This window comes from Streptococcus cristatus (genome assembly GCF_008369405.1).
Taxonomy (GTDB): domain Bacteria; phylum Bacillota; class Bacilli; order Lactobacillales; family Streptococcaceae; genus Streptococcus; species Streptococcus cristatus_G.
In genome coordinates this window covers 18684-38033 of the sequence record NZ_VSJJ01000005.1, presented here as the reverse complement: position 1 = coordinate 38033, position 19350 = coordinate 18684, and the positions used below count along the sequence as shown (strand labels likewise).

Annotated in this window: 17 protein-coding genes; 14 read left to right on the top strand and 3 right to left on the bottom strand. The window is 44.7% G+C overall.

Annotated elements, in window-relative coordinates; translation table 11 throughout:
* Positions 1-103: 103 nt before the first annotated feature.
* From yajC to FXF62_RS05585, 6 genes are all read left to right on the top strand, one after another.
* On the top strand, positions 104-439 hold the full coding sequence (gene yajC / locus FXF62_RS05615; RefSeq protein ID WP_149517990.1) for a preprotein translocase subunit YajC: 336 nt from the start codon (positions 104-106) through the stop codon (positions 437-439).
* 371 nt (positions 440-810) lie between these two features.
* Positions 811-1560: an isoprenyl transferase gene (locus tag FXF62_RS05610; protein WP_149517989.1), complete on the top strand. Its 750-nt coding sequence runs from the start codon at positions 811-813 to the stop codon at positions 1558-1560.
* Between the two features lie 15 nt (positions 1561-1575).
* Positions 1576-2379, top strand: a complete 804-nt coding sequence (locus FXF62_RS05605; protein WP_149517988.1) for a phosphatidate cytidylyltransferase — start codon at positions 1576-1578, stop codon at positions 2377-2379.
* 69 nt (positions 2380-2448) lie between these two features.
* Positions 2449-3705 carry an RIP metalloprotease RseP gene (gene rseP / locus FXF62_RS05600; protein WP_149517987.1) on the top strand — a complete coding sequence of 419 codons (1257 nt, stop codon included), beginning with the start codon at positions 2449-2451 and terminating at the stop codon, positions 3703-3705.
* A gap of 45 nt (positions 3706-3750) precedes the next feature.
* Positions 3751-5601 (top strand): proline--tRNA ligase, encoded by a 1851-nt coding sequence (locus FXF62_RS05595; RefSeq protein WP_149517986.1) that lies wholly within the window; start codon positions 3751-3753, stop codon positions 5599-5601.
* 242 nt (positions 5602-5843) lie between these two features.
* Entirely contained in the window at positions 5844-6224 is a 381-nt protein-coding gene (locus FXF62_RS05585) for a PH domain-containing protein (RefSeq protein ID WP_149517985.1), read from the top strand.
* Between the two features lie 100 nt (positions 6225-6324).
* Here FXF62_RS05585 and FXF62_RS05580 read toward each other — a convergent pair whose 3' ends face one another.
* Positions 6325-6792: a hypothetical protein gene (locus tag FXF62_RS05580; protein ID WP_149517984.1), complete on the bottom strand. Its 468-nt coding sequence runs from the start codon at positions 6790-6792 to the stop codon at positions 6325-6327.
* A gap of 153 nt (positions 6793-6945) precedes the next feature.
* Positions 6946-7488 (bottom strand): DUF1307 domain-containing protein, encoded by a 543-nt coding sequence (locus tag FXF62_RS05575; RefSeq protein ID WP_149517983.1) that lies wholly within the window; start codon positions 7486-7488, stop codon positions 6946-6948.
* Positions 7489-7656: 168 nt separating this feature from the next.
* Between FXF62_RS05575 and FXF62_RS05570 the strand changes: the two genes are divergently transcribed.
* The 4 genes from FXF62_RS05570 to FXF62_RS05560 all read left to right on the top strand — a co-directional run bounded on the left by FXF62_RS05570 (position 7657) and on the right by FXF62_RS05560 (position 13804).
* Positions 7657-12045 carry a PolC-type DNA polymerase III gene (locus tag FXF62_RS05570; protein ID WP_149517982.1) on the top strand — a complete coding sequence of 1463 codons (4389 nt, stop codon included), beginning with the start codon at positions 7657-7659 and terminating at the stop codon, positions 12043-12045.
* A gap of 19 nt (positions 12046-12064) precedes the next feature.
* A complete protein-coding gene (locus tag FXF62_RS10745; RefSeq protein WP_000778898.1) occupies positions 12065-12217 on the top strand; it encodes a hypothetical protein in 153 nt (50 codons plus the stop codon).
* Between the two features lie 21 nt (positions 12218-12238).
* Positions 12239-13480 carry an aminopeptidase gene (locus tag FXF62_RS05565; protein WP_149517981.1) on the top strand — a complete coding sequence of 414 codons (1242 nt, stop codon included), beginning with the start codon at positions 12239-12241 and terminating at the stop codon, positions 13478-13480.
* A gap of 93 nt (positions 13481-13573) precedes the next feature.
* Positions 13574-13804, top strand: coding sequence for a GlsB/YeaQ/YmgE family stress response membrane protein (locus FXF62_RS05560; protein WP_005591872.1), 231 nt, complete (start codon positions 13574-13576; stop codon positions 13802-13804).
* Between the two features lie 67 nt (positions 13805-13871).
* Here the strand turns inward: FXF62_RS05560 and def are convergent, their stop codons facing one another.
* Positions 13872-14504 (bottom strand): peptide deformylase, encoded by a 633-nt coding sequence (def, locus tag FXF62_RS05555; protein WP_149517980.1) that lies wholly within the window; start codon positions 14502-14504, stop codon positions 13872-13874.
* A 194-nt stretch (positions 14505-14698) separates the two neighbouring features.
* Here def and FXF62_RS05550 point away from each other — a divergent pair, with 194 nt between their 5' ends.
* The 4 genes from FXF62_RS05550 to FXF62_RS05530 all read left to right on the top strand — a co-directional run bounded on the left by FXF62_RS05550 (position 14699) and on the right by FXF62_RS05530 (position 19256).
* A complete protein-coding gene (locus FXF62_RS05550; RefSeq protein WP_149517979.1) occupies positions 14699-15850 on the top strand; it encodes an MFS transporter in 1152 nt (383 codons plus the stop codon).
* Between the two features lie 9 nt (positions 15851-15859).
* The gene (locus FXF62_RS05545) at positions 15860-16588 is read left to right on the top strand and encodes a pseudouridine synthase (protein WP_149517978.1); all 729 of its coding nucleotides are present in this window, start codon (positions 15860-15862) and stop codon (positions 16586-16588) included.
* A gap of 115 nt (positions 16589-16703) precedes the next feature.
* Positions 16704-17198: a DUF536 domain-containing protein gene (locus tag FXF62_RS05540; protein WP_015605274.1), complete on the top strand. Its 495-nt coding sequence runs from the start codon at positions 16704-16706 to the stop codon at positions 17196-17198.
* Positions 17199-17501: 303 nt separating this feature from the next.
* Complete coding sequence (locus FXF62_RS05530) at positions 17502-19256, top strand: glycerophosphoryl diester phosphodiesterase membrane domain-containing protein (RefSeq protein WP_149517977.1); 1755 nt, start codon at positions 17502-17504, stop codon at positions 19254-19256.
* Positions 19257-19350: the final 94 nt, after the last annotated feature.

Below are 19350 nucleotides of genomic sequence, written 5' to 3'. Positions count from 1 at the left end.
ACTTTTGTCCCAGCCTCTTTTTTTTGGAAATCATTTTCTACCTTGTCAAAATGGGCAAAATCTGCTATAGTAGTTACGATATGAATTCCAAAGGAGAAGAGAAATGGATCTAAAAGTGCTGCTTATTTTTTTGGTTGTGATGGCTGGAATGATGTATTTCCAAGTAAGGACACAGAAAAAGCAAGCTGAAAAACGTATGGAAAGCCTCAACAAACTGCAAAAAGGCTATGAGGTCATTACCATTGGTGGTCTTTACGGAACTGTTGATGAAGTTGATTCAGAGCGCAAGACAGTTGTCTTGGACGTGGACGGTGTTTTCTTGACATTTGAATTGACAGCTATCAGAACTGTTCTGCCACTGACAGAGGGTATCCCAGCTGCCGCAGGAGTAGAGGGTGATATCGCTGTTTCTGATGAAGACTCTGCGATTGAAGAATAGAATAATGGAAAGTGGGACAGAAATCGGTCATTAGTTAGAATTCGATTTCGTCGTCCCACCTCCGCACAGTTGAGTAGGGCTGTAAAAGCTGATGAAATCATCGTAGTAGAGCCCACTCAACCACTGCGTCTTGCTCGACAATCCAAAGACAATTGAGAGGCTAGGACTTTTGTCCCAGCCTCTTTTCTTTTTTAGGCATGAGTAAGCTTATATTTTGCAATATTATACTTGCAAAATGCTATTGAAACTTGTTCGTGGGCACTGCTATCTTTTCATTATCAGTTCTGACAGATGAAAAATCAGCTCTCCTGCCCACATTTAAGGGATTTATGATATAATAAAATGATAAAACTTTAAATAGGATAAAAAATATGTTTAGTTTTAAGAAAAAAGAAAAGCTCGATGAGGCCTTGCTTGTTCCCAAGCATATAGGGATTATTATGGATGGCAATGGTCGTTGGGCAAAAAAACGCATGCAGCCACGTGTCTTCGGTCATAAGGCAGGTATGGAAGCTTTGCAAGAGGTAACGATTGCAGCCAAGGAGATGGGCGTGCAGGTCTTGACAGTCTATGCCTTTTCAACGGAAAATTGGACGCGACCAGAAAAAGAAGTATCCTTCATTATGAATTTGCCGGTTGAGTTTTATGATCGCTATGTGCCAGAATTGCACAGAAACAATGTGAAAATTCAAATGATTGGCGACACGAAGCGACTTCCTAAAGCTACCTTTGAGGCCTTGGAGAAGGCTGAGGAGCTGACTCGTTTGAATACGGGGTTGATTTTGAATTTCGCCCTAAACTATGGCGGACGAGCTGAAATCAATCAGGCAGTTCAGAAGCTTGCCCAAGATGTTTTAGATGAGAAAGTCCAACCAGCTGATATTACAGAAGAAATGCTTGGAGATTATCTCTATACCAGCAGTCTGCCTGCAAGTTTGCGGGATCCTGACTTGGTCATTCGGACGAGTGGTGAGCTGCGCCTCAGTAATTTCCTGCCTTGGCAGACAGCATATAGCGAGTTGTATTTTACAGATATTCTTTGGCCAGATTTCGATGAGAAGGCTTTGAAGGATGCGGTTTTAGAGTATAATCGTCGCAATAGACGCTTTGGCGGTGTATAAAGGAGGGAGGAAAAGATGAGTTTAGATTTACAAAGACGTCTTCTTTTTGGAGGAATTGCTCTAGCTATTTTTATTCCTTTAGTGAAGATGGGAGGGATTCCCTTCCAGATCAGCGTTGGTCTTCTAGCCATGCTGGCAGTACATGAATTGCTTAAGATGAAGGGGCTTCCGACAGCGACCTTAGAGGGTGGATTGGCTATGCTGGCAGCTTTTGTCTTAACCCTGCCACTTGAGAACTACCTGAAATTTTTACCTGTGGACGGCAATGTGATGGCTTATGGCTTGGTCGTTTTCGTCTTGCTAGGAGCGACTGTTTTAGGTTCCTCTTATAGCTTTGAAGATGCGGCTTATCCGATTGCTTCTAGTTTTTATGTTGGTCTAGGTTTTAATGCTTTGATCGATGCCCGTTTGGTGAATGTAGACAAGGTTTTGCTGGCTCTCTTTATCGTCTGGGCTACAGACAGTGGGGCCTATCTGGTTGGTACCCGCTACGGGCGGAGAAAATTATTGCCAAAGGTATCGCCAAATAAAACCATTGAAGGCAGTATTGGAGGAATTCTATCAGCCGTGCTGGTTTCTGCAATTTTTATGTTTATTCGTCCGCAAGTTGCCACTCCGTATAGCTTTGTGACCATGCTGCTCTTGACAGTTGTCTTTAGTATTGCTGGCCAATTCGGCGACTTGGTAGAGAGCGCCATCAAGCGTCACTTTGGTGTCAAAGACTCAGGGAAGTTTATTCCTGGTCACGGCGGCGTTTTGGATCGCTTTGATAGCTTGCTTTTTGTCTTTCCGCTGATGCACTTCTTCGGCTTGTTCTAAGAAACTTGAGTGCCATCAAACGAAGCGTTTTTAGCTTAGTTGAACAATCTTAAGAGAAAGATTACACTTATGCAGATTATTACATTTATTATTATTTTTGGGATCATCGTGGTGGTTCATGAGTTTGGACATTTCTACTTTGCCAAAAAATCAGGCATTCTAGTCCGTGAGTTTGCCATTGGGATGGGCCCGAAAATCTTTGCTCATATTGGCAAGGATGGAACAGCCTACACGATTCGGATTCTGCCGCTAGGTGGCTATGTCCGCATGGCTGGCTGGGGCGAGGATTCGACAGAAATCAAAACAGGTACGCCAGCAAGTTTAACTCTTAATGAAGAGGGGAAAGTCGTCCGGATCAATCTGTCTGGCAAGAAAATCGATCAGACGGCTCTGCCTATGAATGTGACCAGTTTTGATTTTGAAGAAAAGCTGGAGATTACAGGGCTGGTCTTAGATGAAAGCAAGACTTATTCTGTCGATCATGATGCGACTATTGTTGAGGAAGATGGAACGGAAGTTCGGATTGCTCCGCTGGATGTCCAGTATCAAAATGCGACTATCTGGGGACGCCTTATCACAAATTTTGCTGGTCCCATGAACAATTTCATTTTGAGTATTCTAGTTTTCATGTTCTTGGCCTTTCTGCAAGGCGGTGTCCAAGATGAAAACAGCAATCATTTTCAGGTGCTGGAAGGTGGCGCCGTTGCCCAGGCAGGGGTGAAAAGCGATGACCAGATTCTGAAAGTCAACAATTATGAGATTGCAAACTGGGATGACCTAACCAAAGCCGTGTCAGAAGCGACCAAAGATAAGGCAGATGTACCAAAATTGACCATCACTTATAAGAGCGAGGGTCAGACTCACAAGGTGGACATTGAACCCAAAAAAGAGGGGGATCGCTATCTATTGGGCGTTTCACCTGCTATCAAGACTGGTTTTTGGGACAAGGTGATCGGAGGCTTTACCGCTACTTGGACGACCACAGGTCGGATTTTGACAGCCTTGAAAGATTTGATTTTTAACTTTAATTTAAATAAATTAGGTGGTCCAGTTGCTATTTATAATGTCAGCAGTCAGGCGGCTCAGCAAGGTCTGTCGGCTATTCTGAGTCTCTTAGCTATGCTATCCCTTAATATCGGGATCTTTAATCTAATTCCGATTCCAGCCTTGGACGGAGGAAAAATTGTCCTCAATATCCTTGAGGCTATCCGTCGTAAACCCTTGAAACGGGAAACAGAAAGCTATGTTACCCTTGCAGGGGTAGCTGTCATGGTTGTCCTTATGATTGCTGTGACTTGGAATGATATTATGAAATTGTTCTTCTAACATTTTAAAAGATTGAAAAATATTCTATGAAGGAGTTTTGTTTTTATGAAACAAAGTAAAATGCTAATCCCAACGCTGCGCGAAATGCCAAGCGATGCTCAGGTTATCAGCCATGCCCTTATGTTGCGGGCTGGCTATGTTCGCCAAGTTTCTGCGGGAGTTTACTCTTATCTGCCACTGGCTAACCGTGTCATTGAAAAAGCTAAAAAAATCATGCGGGAAGAGTTTGATAAAATTGGTGCGGTTGAAATGCTGGCGCCTGCTCTGCTCAGTGCAGATCTCTGGCGCGAGTCAGGTCGTTACGAGACCTATGGTGAAGACCTCTACAAGCTGAAAAATCGCGAAAAATCAGATTTTATCCTAGGTCCTACACACGAAGAGACCTTCACTTCCATTGTCCGTGACTCTGTTAAGTCTTACAAGCAATTACCACTCAATCTCTATCAAATCCAGCCTAAGTACCGTGATGAAAAGCGTCCGCGTAACGGCCTTCTTCGTACCCGTGAGTTTATCATGAAAGACGGTTATAGTTTCCATGCCAACTATGATAGTTTGGATGTGACTTATGATGAGTACAAATCTGCTTATGAGAAAATCTTCACTCGCAGCGAGCTGGATTTCAAAGCCATTATCGGTGACGGTGGTGCCATGGGCGGTAAGGATAGTCAGGAATTTATGGCAATCACGCCTGCTCGTACAGACCTTGACCGTTGGGTCGTTTTGGACAAGTCAGTTGCCTCATTTGATGAGATTCCTTCAGAAGTGCAAGAAGAAATCAAGGCAGAATTGCTTAAATGGATGGTTTCTGGTGAGGACACCATTGCCTACTCTAGCGAATCTAGCTATGCAGCTAACTTAGAAATGGCAACCAATGCTTACAAACCAAACAAAAAGGTAGTGACGGAAGCAGAGTTGGTGCGTGTAGAAACTCCTGACTGCAAGACCATTGATGAGGTAGCAGCTTTCCTACAAATTGATACAGAAGAAACAATCAAGACCTTGGTTTACATGGCTGATGAAAAGCCTGTCGTAGCCCTCCTTGTCGGCAATGACCAACTCAACGAAGTCAAGCTGAAAAACCACTTGGGTGCAGATTTCTTTGATGTGGCGAGTGAAGATCAAGTTCGTCAACTCTTGGGCGCAGGCTTTGGCTCGTTAGGTCCAGTCAATCTGCCTGAAGGCGTAAGAATCATCGCTGACCGCAAGGTGCAAGACCTAGCTAACGCTGTGGTTGGCGCTAACGAAGATGGTTACCACCTGACTGGTGTTAATCCAGGCCGTGACTTTAACCCTGAGTATGTGGATATCCGCGAAGTTCGTGAAGGTGAAGTGTCTCCGGACGGTCAAGGTATCCTCAAGTTTGCCCGTGGGATTGAGATTGGGCATATCTTCAAGCTGGGAACTCGCTACTCTGACAGCATGAATGCCAATGTCTTGGATGAAAATGGCCGAGCAGTACCGATGATTATGGGTTGCTACGGTATCGGTGTCAGCCGTCTCCTCTCCGCTGTTATGGAGCAACACGCTCGCCTCTTTGTCAATAAAACTCCTAAGGGTGAATTCCGCTATGCTTGGGGCATCAACTTCCCGAAAGAGCTAGCACCATTTGATGTGCACTTGATTCCGGTCAATGTCAAGGATGAGGAAGCCTTGGGTCTAACAGACCAAATTGAGGCTAACTTGCTAAATGCTGGTTATGAGGTCTTGGTGGATGATCGCAATGAGCGTGCGGGTGTTAAGTTCAGCGACAGCGATTTGATTGGTCTTCCAATCCGCGTGACAGTTGGTAAAAAAGCCGCAGAAGGCATCGTCGAAGTCAAGATTAAGGCTACGGGCGATACCATCGAAGTCCACGCCGATAATCTGCTAGAAACCTTGTCTATTTTGACAAAATAAAAGCAGAGAGTGGGACAGAAATCGGTAATTCGTTAGAATTCGATTTCGTCGTCCCACCTCCGCACAGTTGAGTAGGGCTGTAAAAGCTGATGAAATCAGCGTAATAGAGCCCACTCAACCACTGCGTCTTGCTCGACAATCCAAAGACAATTGAGAGGCTAGGACTTTTGTCCCAGCCTCTTTCTTTTGCTTATTGGCCTTGAAAATGCTATAGTAGGGAAAATGAATTGGAGGATCGAAACATGGGATTATTCAGCGGTTTATTGGGCAATGCTTCTCAGAAAGATATTGAAAAAACAGAAAGAGAATTGGAGAACATTCTGACGCCAGCAGAAGATGTGGAGTTGGCTTTCAGTCTGATTCGCGACTTGATTGTCTTTACAGATAAGCGTTTGATTTTGGTGGACAAGCAGGGAGTGACAGGCAAGAAAACGGCTTATAAGTCCTATCCTTATCGCTCCATTTCTCGCTTTTCAGTGGAAACGGCTGGCCACTTTGACCTAGACGCTGAGCTGAAAATCTGGGTTTCCAGCGCTGAGGAACCAGCCGAAACCCTAACTTTCCGAAGTGATAAAAGCGTCATTGCCATTCAAAAAGCGTTGGCAGAAGCAGTATTAAGATAAAAAGCGGTTTCAACCGCTTTTTTTGCAAACAAAAACTAACCATAGCTTATTAGCTCGGTTAGTTCATAAATAAAGATTGACGACCTGGAATACTTTCTATCTAGTTGTCTTCACTAGGGAAAGATTCACCAAAATGTAGCTCAGAGTATGGAGTTTCAAAATGACCTCCGTCATAAGTTACCTTGACTGAAGTTGTTCCAAAGTCAACGATTATTGGTTTTGCAGCTGTTATGAAGACATAGCGATTAGCGTTTTGTTTTATATCATAGATTTTTACTGCTCCGTAAATGGAATCGGAAGAATAGATATCTCCATTTTTAGTCGATTTGCTTATCTCAATGGTCTTCTTAGCAGGAGAGTAGGATAAATTATAGGCTTCTTTTTTTCCGATGCCTTGAGTAATAAAAGTTTCGTTGTCATCACTTTTAGCTTGAAAGTGAATAAAATTTTTATCAAAACTTTTCTGAGCGTTGTTCATAACGAGAAATAAATTTACTCCCCATGAAGCTAAGCCCAAAATAAGAAGAGAAGCGATACCAATAAAAACAGTTTTTTTAGTTAAGCGCATAAAAACTCCTTGAAAATCATGCTATTGGAGAAGTGAATGCCAATAGCTTGCTCTAAAAAAATATTTTCTAAGTTTTTTCTTGCTGGCGAACTAAGGACTTGGCTAGCAAGACAGGATAGTTTCTAAAGTTAAAGAAATCAGTCAGAAAAGATTTCATTCTTCTGTGAATCCTTGAGATAGCAGAAAAGCAAAGAAATCTTCGGGCTTTTCCTTAAGCTTTTTGAATAGGTTATCTTTAGTTGTTTCCCCTAAAGCAGCCATGACTTGTTTTTCTTTTGCTTTGCTGAGATCAAAGTGGGCAACTTGTGCAACGGTTTTCTTGTCCTCTGAAACTTTGATTTCAAGTGTGACTCCATCTAACTTGCTGAATTTATCATAAAAGTCACTGGCTTTCAATTCTTCCTGATAAATGTTACTGATTTCTTCAGGACTCTTGTTTTGCTCGTCCTCTTGAGTCGGTTTCGTAGCCATAAAATCGAAGGCTAGAATCTTATCTTTTTGATAATAAGCGACAATTTTATTATTGTATCCGTTAGGCATGTTGTAAGCAAAAGTCTTGGTTTTTACTTTCTCTTCTTTTTTTGGCTTGCTTTGGCTCTGACTTTGGTTGGGTTTGTTTTCGTGCTTAGTTTGCTTAGGCATGCTGCAGGCAGTTAAAGTCAGCAGACAGGCACTAGCTAAGAGAATTTTTTTCATGATTCAGACTCCTTTGGATAGATGTTCTGTTCTATTATAGCATAACTTAATTTTAAGACAAGAAAATATATAAATATATAGGCATCAACAACTTTACTCCGCTCTTTTTCTATCGAAAAAAGTGCTGATTTATGGTAAAATAGGGTCACTACTGTACGAGGAAATATCATGTCAAACAAGTTTGAAATTTTAATGCATCAACTGGATATGCCACTGGAAATGAGAAATTCAGAGGCCTTTTTGAATGCAGAAATCGAGAAGGTTCTGGTCCACAAGGTCAGTCGGGTCTGGGAGTTTCATTTTTCTTTTGCGAATATTCTGCCCATAGAGATTTTTAGGGAATTACAGAAGCGCTTAGCTCAAGAGTTTTCGAAGACAGGCAATCAAGCGATCTTTGAAATTCACTGTTCAGCTCCGCAAGTGACCGATGAGCTCTTGCAGGCTTATTACCAGCTGGCCTTTGAAGAGGGACCTTGTGCCAGTCATGGCTTCAAGAGTCTGTATCAGGATTTGCAGGTTCATTTGGATGGGGATAAGTTGCTGATTGAGGGGGCTTCGACCATTGACACGGAGCATTTTCGCAAGAATCATCTGCCCAATCTCAGCCAGCAGCTGGTCAAGTACGGCTTTCCTCATCTGACCTGTCAGGTCCAGCACAGCGATGAGTTGACCCAGCAGCAAGCGGAGAATTTCCAAGCGGAGAATGACAAGATTATTCAGGCGGCCAATGAAGATGCGCTCAAGGCCATGGAATCTCTCCAGCAGATGGCACCGCCGCCAGAGGAAAAACCAGCCTACGATTTTCAAGCTCGCAAGGCTGCAGCAAAGCCAAACTTAGATAAAGCAGAGATTACCCCTATGATTGAAGTTCAGACTGAGGAAAACCGTTTGGTCTTCGAGGGAATGGTCTTTGACCTAGAGCAGAAAGTTACTCGGACCGGCCGGGTCTTGCTCAATTTCAAGATGACAGACTATACTTCTAGCTTTTCCTTGCAGAAATGGATGAAAAACGAAGAAGAAGCCAAGAAGTTTGACATGATTAAGAAAGGCGCCTGGCTACGCGTGCGCGGAAATGTGGAGATGAACAACTTCACCCGCGACCTGACCATGAATGTGCAGGATGTGCAGGAAGTTACCCACTATGAGCGCAAGGACTTGATGCCTGAGGGGCAGAAACGGGTTGAGTTTCATGCCCATACCAATATGTCTACTATGGATGCCCTGCCTGAGGTCGAGGAAATCGTTGCAACAGCAGCTAAGTGGGGCCACAAGGCTGTCGCCATTACCGACCATGGCAATGTGCAGAGCTTTCCCCATGGCTACAAGGCTGCCAAGAAGGCTGGTATCCAGCTGATTTACGGCATGGAGGCCAATATTGTCGAAGACCGGGTGCCCATCGTCTACAATGAAGTAGACATGGAGCTGAGCAATGCGACCTATGTAGTTTTTGACGTGGAAACGACGGGACTTTCAGCTGTTTACAATGACCTGATTCAGGTCGCTGCTAGCAAGATGCACAAGGGCAATATCATCGCTGAGTTTGATGAATTTATCAATCCTGGGCATCCTCTGTCGGCCTTTACGACGGATCTGACCGGGATTACAGATGAGCATGTCCGCAATGCTAAGCCGCTGGAGCAAGTGTTGAAAGAATTTCAGGAATTTTGCCAGGACAGTGTCCTTGTTGCCCATAATGCTACCTTTGACGTGGGCTTTATGAATGTCAATTATGAGCGGCATGGCCTGCCGAAAATCACTCAGCCAGTTATTGATACGTTGGAATTTGCCCGCAATCTCTATCCAGAATACAAGCGCCATGGTTTGGGGCCTTTGACCAAGCGTTTCCAGATTGCTCTGGAGCATCATCACATGGCCAACTATGACGCGGAAGCGACGGGCCGCCTCCTCTTTATCTTTATCAAGGATGTGGCTGAAAAGCATGGTGTGACCAATCTCAAGGATTTGAATACGGATCTGGTTGATGAGAATTCTTATAAGAAGGCTCGGGTCAAGCATGCGACCATCTATGTGAAAAATCAGACGGGGCTCAAGAATATTTTCAAGCTAGTCAGCCTGTCCAATACTAAGTATTTTGAAGGTGTCCCTCGGATTCCACGGACCGTGCTGGATGCCCATCGTGAAGGCCTGATTCTAGGCTCAGCCTGCTCAGAAGGCGAAGTCTATGATGCTGTTGTCTCTCAGGGGGTGGATGCGGCTGTCGAAGTAGCCAAGTATTATGACTTTATCGAGGTCATGCCGCCAGCTATCTATGAGCCGCTGATTGCCAAGGAGCAGATTAAAGACCAGGAAGAACTGCAGACCATTATTCGCAATCTGATTGAGGTCGGCGATCGCTTGGGCAAGCCTGTTCTTGCGACGGGGAACGTCCACTATATCGAGCCGGAAGAAGAGATTTACCGTGAGATTATCGTCCGGAGTCTCGGCCAGGGAGCCATGATTAACCGGACCATTGGTCACGGTGAAAATGCCCAGCCGGCTCCGCTTCCTAAGGCTCACTTCCGGACCACTAATGAGATGCTGGACGAATTTGCCTTCCTAGGCGAGGACTTAGCTAAGAAGTTGGTCATCACCAATCCAAATCAGCTGGCGGAGATCTTTGAGCCGGTAGAGGTGGTCAAGGGCGACCTCTATACGCCTTTCATTGACAAGGCTGAGGAGACAGTTGCCGAGCTGACCTATCAAAAAGCCTTTGAGATTTATGGCAATCCGCTGCCAGATATCGTGGACTTGCGGATCGAAAAAGAGCTGACCTCTATCTTGGGGAATGGTTTCGCCGTGATTTATCTGGCTTCGCAGATGTTGGTGCAACGCTCCAACGAGCGGGGCTATCTGGTAGGTTCACGGGGGTCTGTTGGATCCAGCTTTGTCGCGACTATGATTGGAATTACCGAGGTTAATCCCTTGTCGCCCCACTATGTCTGTGGCAAATGCCAATACAGCGAGTTCATCACGGATGGATCCTATGGTTCTGGCTTTGATATGCTTGATAAGGACTGTCCAGAGTGCGGTCACAAGCTGAGTAAAAATGGTCAGGATATTCCATTTGAGACCTTCCTTGGATTTGACGGGGACAAGGTACCCGATATTGATTTGAACTTCTCTGGAGAAGATCAGCCGAGCGCCCACTTGGACGTGCGGGACATCTTTGGTGAGGAGTATGCCTTTCGGGCTGGAACTGTTGGTACCGTTGCGGCTAAGACGGCCTATGGATTTGTCAAGGGCTATGAGCGCGACTACGGGAAGTTCTACCGGGATGCAGAAGTTGAGCGTCTGGCGCAGGGAGCTGCCGGAGTCAAGCGGACGACTGGACAACACCCGGGTGGAATCGTTGTTATCCCCAACTACATGGATGTTTATGACTTTACACCGGTTCAATATCCAGCTGACGATGTGACGGCCGAGTGGCAGACTACCCACTTCAACTTCCACGATATCGATGAAAATGTTCTCAAGCTAGACGTTCTGGGACACGATGATCCGACCATGATTCGGAAGCTTCAGGACTTGTCTGGCATTGATCCAAATGACATTCCTATGGATGACGCTGGCGTCATGGCCCTCTTTTCTGGGACAGACATTCTGGGTGTGACTGAGGAGCAAATTGGCACGCCGACTGGTATGCTGGGAATTCCGGAGTTTGGAACCAATTTTGTACGGGGCATGGTTGATGAGACCCATCCGACGACCTTTGCAGAGCTCTTACAGCTATCTGGTCTCTCTCATGGTACGGACGTTTGGCTGGGCAATGCCCAGGACTTGATTAAGCAAGGAATTGCCGACCTGTCCACCGTTATCGGTTGTCGGGACGACATCATGGTTTACCTCATGCACAAGGGCTTGGATCCTAAGATGGCCTTTACGATCATGGAGCGCGTGCGGAAGGGTCTATGGCTGAAAATTTCTGAAGAAGAGCGCAATGGCTACATCGCAGCCATGAAGGAAAACAATGTGCCAGAGTGGTACATCGAGTCATGTGGAAAAATCAAGTACATGTTCCCCAAGGCCCATGCGGCAGCCTACGTTATGATGGCCCTGCGAGTGGCCTACTTCAAGGTGCATCATCCGATTTATTACTACTGTGCCTACTTCTCTATCCGGGCTAAAGCATTTGATATCAAGACCATGAGTGGAGGCCTTGATGCCGTCAAACGCCGGATGAACGAAATCGCTGAAAAGCGCAAGAACAACGAAGCCTCCAATGTAGAAATTGACCTTTATACGACCTTGGAAATCGTCAATGAAATGCTAGAGCGGGGCTTCAAATTCGGAAAGCTGGATCTCTACAAGAGCCACGCGACCGAATTTCTCATCGAAGGAGACACCCTTATCCCTCCTTTCTCTACCATGGATGGTCTGGGTGATAACGTTGCCCGCCAAGTGGTCAGAGCGCGGGAAGAAGGGGAATTTCTCTCTAAGACAGAGCTCCGCAAACGTGGCGGCCTCTCTAGCACCCTAGTCGAAAAAATGGACGACATGGGTATTCTGGGCAATATGCCTGAAGATAACCAGTTGAGTTTGTTTGATGAGTTTTTCTAAAATATAGAAAGAGGTTTTTATGAAATTGACCATTTCCGCTCAGGATAAGCCTGCGCAAAAGGTGTTTGATTACCAGCTGGACCTAGATCCAGATACAATTTTGAAAATGACCGCTTTGATTTGCGGCACTGTGGCAGCGGTTAGCCTGCTGTCCCTGTTTAAAGAGAAATAAAAAGAGAAAAGGAGAAGCAGCATGGTTCTGCCAAATTTTAAAGAAAACTTAGAAAAATATGCTAAACTATTGGTTGCCAATGGTATCAATGTGCAACCTGGTCACACGGTAGCACTCAATATTGATGTGGAGCAGCGTGAGCTGGCTCACTTGATTGTCAAGGAGGCCTATGCTCTGGGGGCTCACGAGGTCATCGTCCAGTGGGCAGATGATTTGAGTACGCGGGAGAAATTCCTCCATGCACCGATGGACCGCTTGGACAATGTCCCAGAATACAAGATTGCTGAGATGAACTATCTCTTGGAGAATAAGGCTAGCCGTCTCGGTGTCCGTTCTTCTGATCCAGGTGCCTTAAACGGAGTGGACGCTGACAAGCTTTCAGCTTCTGCAAAAGCTATGGGACTTGCTATGAAGCCAATGCGTATCGCAACCCAATCCAATAAAGTCAGCTGGACAGTCGCTGCTGCAGCCGGTACAGAGTGGGCTAAGAAGGTCTTCCCAAATGCAGCAAGCGACGAAGAAGCAGTGGACCTCCTTTGGGACCAAATCTTCAAAACTTGCCGTGTCTACGAAGAAGATCCCGTGAAGGCTTGGGAAGAGCATGCTGCTATCCTTAAGAGTAAGGCAGAAATGCTCAATAAAGAACAATTCTCAGCCCTTCACTATACTGCACCAGGAACAGATTTGATACTTGGTTTGCCAAAGAACCACGTTTGGGAATCAGCTGGTGCTATCAATGCACAGGGAGAAGGATTCTTACCCAATATGCCAACAGAAGAAGTCTTCACTGCCCCTGACTTCCGTCATGCAGATGGCTATGTCACTTCTACAAAACCACTTAGCTATAACGGAAATATCATCGAAGGTATTAAGGTAACCTTTAAGAATGGACAAATCGTGGATATTTCAGCCGAGAAGGGTGATCAGGTCATGAAAGATCTTGTCTTTGAAAATGCTGGTGCGCGTGCCTTGGGTGAATGTGCCTTGGTACCAGATCCAAGCCCGATTTCTCAGTCAGGCATTACCTTCTTTAACACCCTTTTCGATGAAAATGCTTCAAACCACTTGGCTATCGGTGCAGCCTATGCGACCAGCGTTGTTGGTGGAGCAGAGATGAGCGAAGAAGAACTTGAAGCTGCGGGCCTCAACCGTTCAGATGTTCACGTGGACTTTATGATTGGCTCTAACCAGATGAATATTGACGGTATTCGTGAAGATGGTAGCCGTGTGCCAATCTTCCGCAATGGAGACTGGGCAATCTAAGATTTTAAGTTGTTTTGACGGGCACTTTTAATCTGACAGCTCCCACCTGCTTCTTGAAAAGTATTCTTAGAAACATAGAAAGAAGGATCCTATATGATTGGTAGTATGTTTGTCGGTTTTATTATTGGTCTCATGGCTGGGGCTATTACCAGCCGTGGAGAGCGTATGGGCTGTATCGGAAAAATCCTCTTGGGCTGGTTTGGTTCATGGCTTGGGCAATTGCTTTTTGGCCACTGGGGACCGATGTTAGCGGACACAGCCATTCTTCCCTCAGTCTTGGGCGCTGTGATCCTCTTGGCTCTTTTCTGGGATCGAGGTACTTAGAATAATGTAAAAGAAATACCTAGACGTGAGAACGTCTAGGTATTTTTGCTTGATATATGTGAGTTCTTTATTCCAGCACCAGCATGCCATCTTGCACTGCAAATGGGTTTTTTTCGTTGATGCGGTCGTAGAACATAATGCCGTTGATATGATCAATCTCGTGTTGAACCACGATTGAGTTGTAGCCTTTGAGTTTGATGCGGTGTTTTTGACCGTCCTTATCAAAGTAATCCACGGTCACTCGCGCATGACGCACAACATATCCCGGCACTTCTCGGTCGACGGAAAGGCAACCCTCGCCGTCAGCCAGAGCTGCATCCTGCACAGAGTGGGCCACAACTTTAGGATTGTACATGACCTGAGCTAGTGAGTAGGCTTCTTTAGGTGGATTTCCTTCTTCGTCCTCCAGATTTGGCACCAGTACAGCGATGATTCGCTTAGAAATATCCAGCTGGGGAGCTGCTAGCCCGACTCCGCCACGGAGCCCCATTTTTTCCGCCATGACAGGATCTTGAGAATGTTTCAAAAACTGCATCATTTTCTCACCTAAAATGATTTCCTGATCAGATAAGGGAAAGCTGACTTCCTCAGCTACAGCACGCAAGGTAGGATTTCCCTCGCGAATAATATCGCTCATATCAATCAAATGAGCTGCCTTGGTTAATTTATCCATAACCGATTTTTTTTCAATAACAGACATGATTCTCTCCTTTTTCCTCCCTTCATCATAACACAAATCCCGCCAGAAATAAAGAAAGGGCTTGTCCTTTTGTCAGAGGAGAAATTTTTCGAAAGAATAATCTTTTTAATGGTCGAATTTTTAAGAAAAGATGATTGCGTCTTTTTCTAAAAAGCTGTATGATAGAATGAGTGTGATTTTTAAAGGAAAATAGAATGAAAAAGTTTATGGAAAAAGTGAGTATTCTCTCACTTTCTTTAGTGTTGACGACATCCTTCTCGATTTCCAGCGCCCAATCGGCTATGTTTGCTTTTTATAAGGATCTGCCAGAAAGCTGGGTAGAATTGCTGGTTTCTTTGCCATCGGCTGGAATTATGCTCATGCTAGTTTTAAATGGCCTAGTGGAGAAATATTTATCGGAGCGAAAGATGATTGTGACGGGGCTCTTGATTTTCGCTCTCTGTGGCTTTGTTCCTCTCGTGAATAAGGCGTATTGGGTGATTTTTGCCTCGCGGCTGATCTTTGGTATGGGAGTTGGTTTGCTCAATGCCAAGGCTATTTCGATTATCAGTGAGCGCTATGAGGGTAAGGAACGGATTCAGACCCTCGGTCTACGTGGGTCGGCTGAAGTTGTCGGGACGGCCCTCTTGACACTTGGAGTGAGCCAGTTGCTTCGCTTTGGTTGGGAAATTTCTTTCTTGGTCTATGCTTCGGGTTTGATTGTTCTGGCTCTCTATCTGCTCTTTGTTCCTTATGGCAAGGAGGAGAAGCATCATAAGGAGCATCATGGAGGCAAAGGACTGACAGCTGCACAGTGGTCTTTGACAATCGGTCTAGCTCTGGTAGCAGCGGTCATTGTCTTGACGAATGTGGTTATCAACGTGCGCGTGCCCGGACTAGTTGAAAAATCTGGTATGGGCAGTGTTCAGACGGCAGGCTTGATCCTTTCGACCATGCAGTTGATTGGGATTGCCGCAGGCTTGTCCTTTGCTCCTCTTCTTCATTATTTTAAGGAAAATTTATTGACGGTTGCAGGAGTGGTCTTTGGTCTTACTGCGATCATGATTGGTTTGGCATCAAATCTCTTGCTCTTGAGTGTGGTGACCATCGCTTCTGGCTTTGTTTATAGTGTTAGTCTGACATCGATTTTCCATATTCTTTCCGAGAGAATCCCTAGCAAATCCCTCAATCAAGCAACTTCGATTGTGATTTTAGGCTGCAGTGCTGGAGCTACAGCTACAACCTTTTTCTTGTCTTTGATTGGTCAATTCTCAAGCCAAGCTTCCTTTATCTTTGGCGTTTTGGGAAGCCTGATGGTTTTGATGGCAGTGCTGGCTTTTGGCATTCTCAAGAAAAAGTCTGCTTAGGAGAAGAATATGCGTCTGGATAAATTTCTAGTGGAAAGTGGACTTGGCTCGCGCAGTCAAGTCAAGCAACTATTGAAAAAAGGTCAAGTCTGGGTCAACGGGACAACAGTCACATCAGCCAAGACACAGATTGATGAACGGTCGGATCAGATTGTGGTAGATGGTCAGACCCTGGTTTATGAAAAATTTGTCTACTACCTCTTGAACAAACCCAAGGGTGTCATTTCCGCCACTGAAGATGACCGCCATAAAACTGTTTTAGATTTGTTGGATGATACTGCCCGTCAAAAAGAAGCCTTCCCTGTGGGGCGGTTAGATGTGGATACGCATGGGCTTCTGCTTTTGACCAATAATGGTCAGCTATCGCACGCTATGCTATCTCCCAAGCGCCATGTGGCTAAGGTTTATCAAGCTCAGGTTGCTGGTCTGATGGATCAGGCAGATGTTGAGCGTTTTGCCCAAGGAATCGAACTCAAAGACTTCACTTGTCAGCCTGCTCAGCTCGAGATTCTCGAAAGAGATGAGGGGACGAAGACCAGTCTGGTCCGTATCACCCTCTCAGAAGGTAAGTTTCATCAGGTGAAGCGGATGGTTTTAGCATGTGGAAAGGAAGTCACCGACCTTCAGCGTTTGTCTATGGGACCTCTGCAGCTAGATCCAAGTCTGGAACTGGGGCAATGGCGACGCTTGACTAAAGAAGAAATGCAGAGCTTGGGAATTTTTCAAGTTGAACTATAGAAAAGCTAGGAAAGTGGAGCAATAGATTGCTTCACTTTTTTGCTCTATTTGACAGTTAGGCCTTGATATGATAAGATTTAGGTAACTATATCTAGAAAAAGTTTCAGAGGAAATTATGGCAATTGAAAAGACAGTCAGCGAGCTGGCCGAGATTTTAGGAGTCAGCCGTCAGGCAATCAATAATCGTGTCAAGGCCTTGCCGCCAGAAGATACAGAAAAAAATGAAAAAGGTGTCACAGTCGTGACCCGCAGTGGCCTGATTAAGCTAGAAGAAATTTACAAAAAAACCATTTTTGAAGATGAGCCTGTCAGTGAGGAAGTCAAGCAGCGCGAGTTAATGGAAATCTTAGTGGATGAAAAAAATGCCGAGATTTTGCGCCTTTATGAGCAACTAAAAGCTAAAGATAGCCAGTTGGCTAAAAAAGACGAGCAACTTCGTATCAAAGATGTGCAAATTGCCGAAAAAGACAAGCAGCTAGACCAGCAGCAGCAGTTGACAGCCAAGGCTATGAGTGAGCGGGAGACTCTCCTTTTGGAGCTGGATGAAGCCAAGGAGAAGGTACAAAAGCAGGAAAACAAAGGCTTTTTTGCTCGTTTGTTTGGTAAATAAGAAAGAGGCTGGGACAAAAGTCCTAGCCTCTCAATTGTCTTTGGATTGTCGAGCAAGACGCAGTGGTTGAGTGGGCTCTACTAGGCTGATTTCATCAGCTTTTACAGCCCTACTCAACTGTGAGGAGGTGGGACGACGAAATCGAATTCTAACGAATGACCGATTTCTGTCCCACTCTCTTATTTGTCAAGGAAGGAGTGGAGCCAAGACGGCAATAACAGGAGCGGATTCATTGGAGCAATTTTGTATCCGATGTAACTTTCCTCCCCCCTGTTTCGCACGAATTGCTGAAAGGAGAGTGAAATGAGACCAGAAAAACTTAGTTTTAAGCGCCTTTATCATAATTTAGATAAAATCCTAGTTCTCTTTTTCATGGTCTTTATGATGATGGAGTACGCTTGGATTCCCTTTAATTCCTATGCAGCAGAGTATCTGCTCAAACAGACAGGTTACCTCTTTTTGTCCTACAATAATGTTTGGGCAGTACTCAGTTCCAATTGGCTGGTCGGTCTAGCCTTTCTAGTCCTTGTTGTGGTCAATCTTTTTGTCGCCTATTTCCAAAGTGGCATGATTTTTATGGGAATTCGCAATCTTTTGGACCAAGAAAATCGGCCAGTCTTTGCTTTTCTTGGAAAAACATTCAAGGATAGCTTTGCGCTTGTCAAGAAGGCTGGTCCAGGGAAAATGCTCTTTATCGTCCTTTATATGGGTTTTCTTTTTCCCTTCTTGCGCCAAATTTTGAAGATTTACTATCTCAATAAAATTTTGATCCCAGATTTTATCATTACCTATCTTGTAAATAATATCCTGTTTGCTATTCTCATGGGAGCCCTTGTTATAGGCATGCTGTTAATCGCAGTTCGGCTGATGTTCGCTCTTCCTCAGCTCTTTTTTGAGCATGCAACTGTTCCTCAGGCTATTCGTTTTAGTCTGGCTAAGACCAAAAATCGTCTTTTCTTTTACACCAGACATCTTCTCTGGATTATTATCAAAAGCTTTTTGATTTATACCTTCCTTTTAGTTCCAGCTATACTAGGCCAGCAATATGCACATACCCGACCAAATGAGATTGCCCTCCTTGGTGGCATTGCTGGCTTTGTCCTAATCAAGTTGTCCTACTATATTATGCTGTCCTATTTCCTCCTCAAATTTGTCTCCTTCTTGACGGACCAAACTTTGACTGACTATCCTACTAAAAGAGGTTTGTCTCCCATGCGATGGTTCGTTCTGACTATTGCCATTCTGAGTTTTGCTTTAGAAGGCTTTGTTTATCTAAGCCTCCCTCTGAAAAACGTTCCGATTACGATTTCCCATAGAGGTGTTTCGAGGGAAAATGGAATTCAGAACACCGTAGAAGCGCTGGAAGAAACAGCTCTACTCAAGCCTGACTTAGTCGAAATGGATGTGCAGGAAACCAAGGATGGTCAGTTCGTCATGATGCATGACGCAAATCTGAAGCAGTTGGCAGGTATCAATGCCCAACCTCAAGACTTAACCTTGGCAGAATTGACTTCGCTTGAGATTTCAGAAAATGGCTATCGGACAAAGATTTCCAGTTTTGATGATTACTTTACCCGCGCCAATCAACTCGGCCAGCGCCTCTTGATAGAAATCAAGACGAGCAAGAAAGATTCCAAGGACATGATGGAACGATTTTTGAGCAAGTATGGTGCCAAGATCAAGGTTTATCAACACCAGATTCAGTCTTTGGACTACCAAGTCATCGATCAGGTTGTCAAATATGACTCCTCTATCCCCAGTTTCTTTATCCTACCTTATAATACAATCTTTCCACGAACCAAGGCTTCTGGCTATACCATGGAATATTCAACCTTGGATGATAACTTTGTCAACAAGCTCTGGGAATCTGACAAACGCCTCTATGACTGGACTATCAATGATGAGGACAGTATCATCAAATCCTTTCGATTGGGAGTAGACGGGATGATTACAGATGATTTAGAGCTGGTTCAGACTTCCATCAAAGAACTCAAGGATGATCCAGACTATACTACCCTCTTGCTGAATAAATTTTTAGACTTACTAAATTTTTCCTAGGATAGTATCAGAAAAATTAATAAAAGCGATTGGATAGAGTAATTGCTTGACTACTGCAATATTCAGAAAATTTAGTTTACTTTTTTCCTTTCTT

Bases quoted from the DNA above. Each gene is read 5' to 3' on its own strand.
- FXF62_RS10745 (WP_000778898.1), top strand. From the start codon at position 12,065: ATGAAATTGACCATTTCCGCTCAGGATAAGCCTGCGCAAAAGGTGTTT.
- FXF62_RS05605 (WP_149517988.1), top strand. From the start codon at position 1,576: ATGAGTTTAGATTTACAAAGACGTCTTCTTTTTGGAGGAATTGCTCTA.
- FXF62_RS05595 (WP_149517986.1), top strand. From the start codon at position 3,751: ATGAAACAAAGTAAAATGCTAATCCCAACGCTGCGCGAAATGCCAAGC.
- FXF62_RS05610 (WP_149517989.1), top strand. From the start codon at position 811: ATGTTTAGTTTTAAGAAAAAAGAAAAGCTCGATGAGGCCTTGCTTGTT.
- yajC (WP_149517990.1), top strand. From the start codon at position 104: ATGGATCTAAAAGTGCTGCTTATTTTTTTGGTTGTGATGGCTGGAATG.
- FXF62_RS05550 (WP_149517979.1), top strand. From the start codon at position 14,699: ATGAAAAAGTTTATGGAAAAAGTGAGTATTCTCTCACTTTCTTTAGTG.
- FXF62_RS05570 (WP_149517982.1), top strand. From the start codon at position 7,657: ATGTCAAACAAGTTTGAAATTTTAATGCATCAACTGGATATGCCACTG.
- FXF62_RS05530 (WP_149517977.1), top strand. From the start codon at position 17,502: ATGAGACCAGAAAAACTTAGTTTTAAGCGCCTTTATCATAATTTAGAT.
- FXF62_RS05545 (WP_149517978.1), top strand. From the start codon at position 15,860: ATGCGTCTGGATAAATTTCTAGTGGAAAGTGGACTTGGCTCGCGCAGT.
- rseP (WP_149517987.1), top strand. From the start codon at position 2,449: ATGCAGATTATTACATTTATTATTATTTTTGGGATCATCGTGGTGGTT.
- def (WP_149517980.1), bottom strand. From the start codon at position 14,504: ATGTCTGTTATTGAAAAAAAATCGGTTATGGATAAATTAACCAAGGCA.
- FXF62_RS05560 (WP_005591872.1), top strand. From the start codon at position 13,574: ATGATTGGTAGTATGTTTGTCGGTTTTATTATTGGTCTCATGGCTGGG.
- FXF62_RS05580 (WP_149517984.1), bottom strand. From the start codon at position 6,792: ATGCGCTTAACTAAAAAAACTGTTTTTATTGGTATCGCTTCTCTTCTT.
- FXF62_RS05585 (WP_149517985.1), top strand. From the start codon at position 5,844: ATGGGATTATTCAGCGGTTTATTGGGCAATGCTTCTCAGAAAGATATT.
- FXF62_RS05575 (WP_149517983.1), bottom strand. From the start codon at position 7,488: ATGAAAAAAATTCTCTTAGCTAGTGCCTGTCTGCTGACTTTAACTGCC.
- FXF62_RS05540 (WP_015605274.1), top strand. From the start codon at position 16,704: ATGGCAATTGAAAAGACAGTCAGCGAGCTGGCCGAGATTTTAGGAGTC.
- FXF62_RS05565 (WP_149517981.1), top strand. From the start codon at position 12,239: ATGGTTCTGCCAAATTTTAAAGAAAACTTAGAAAAATATGCTAAACTA.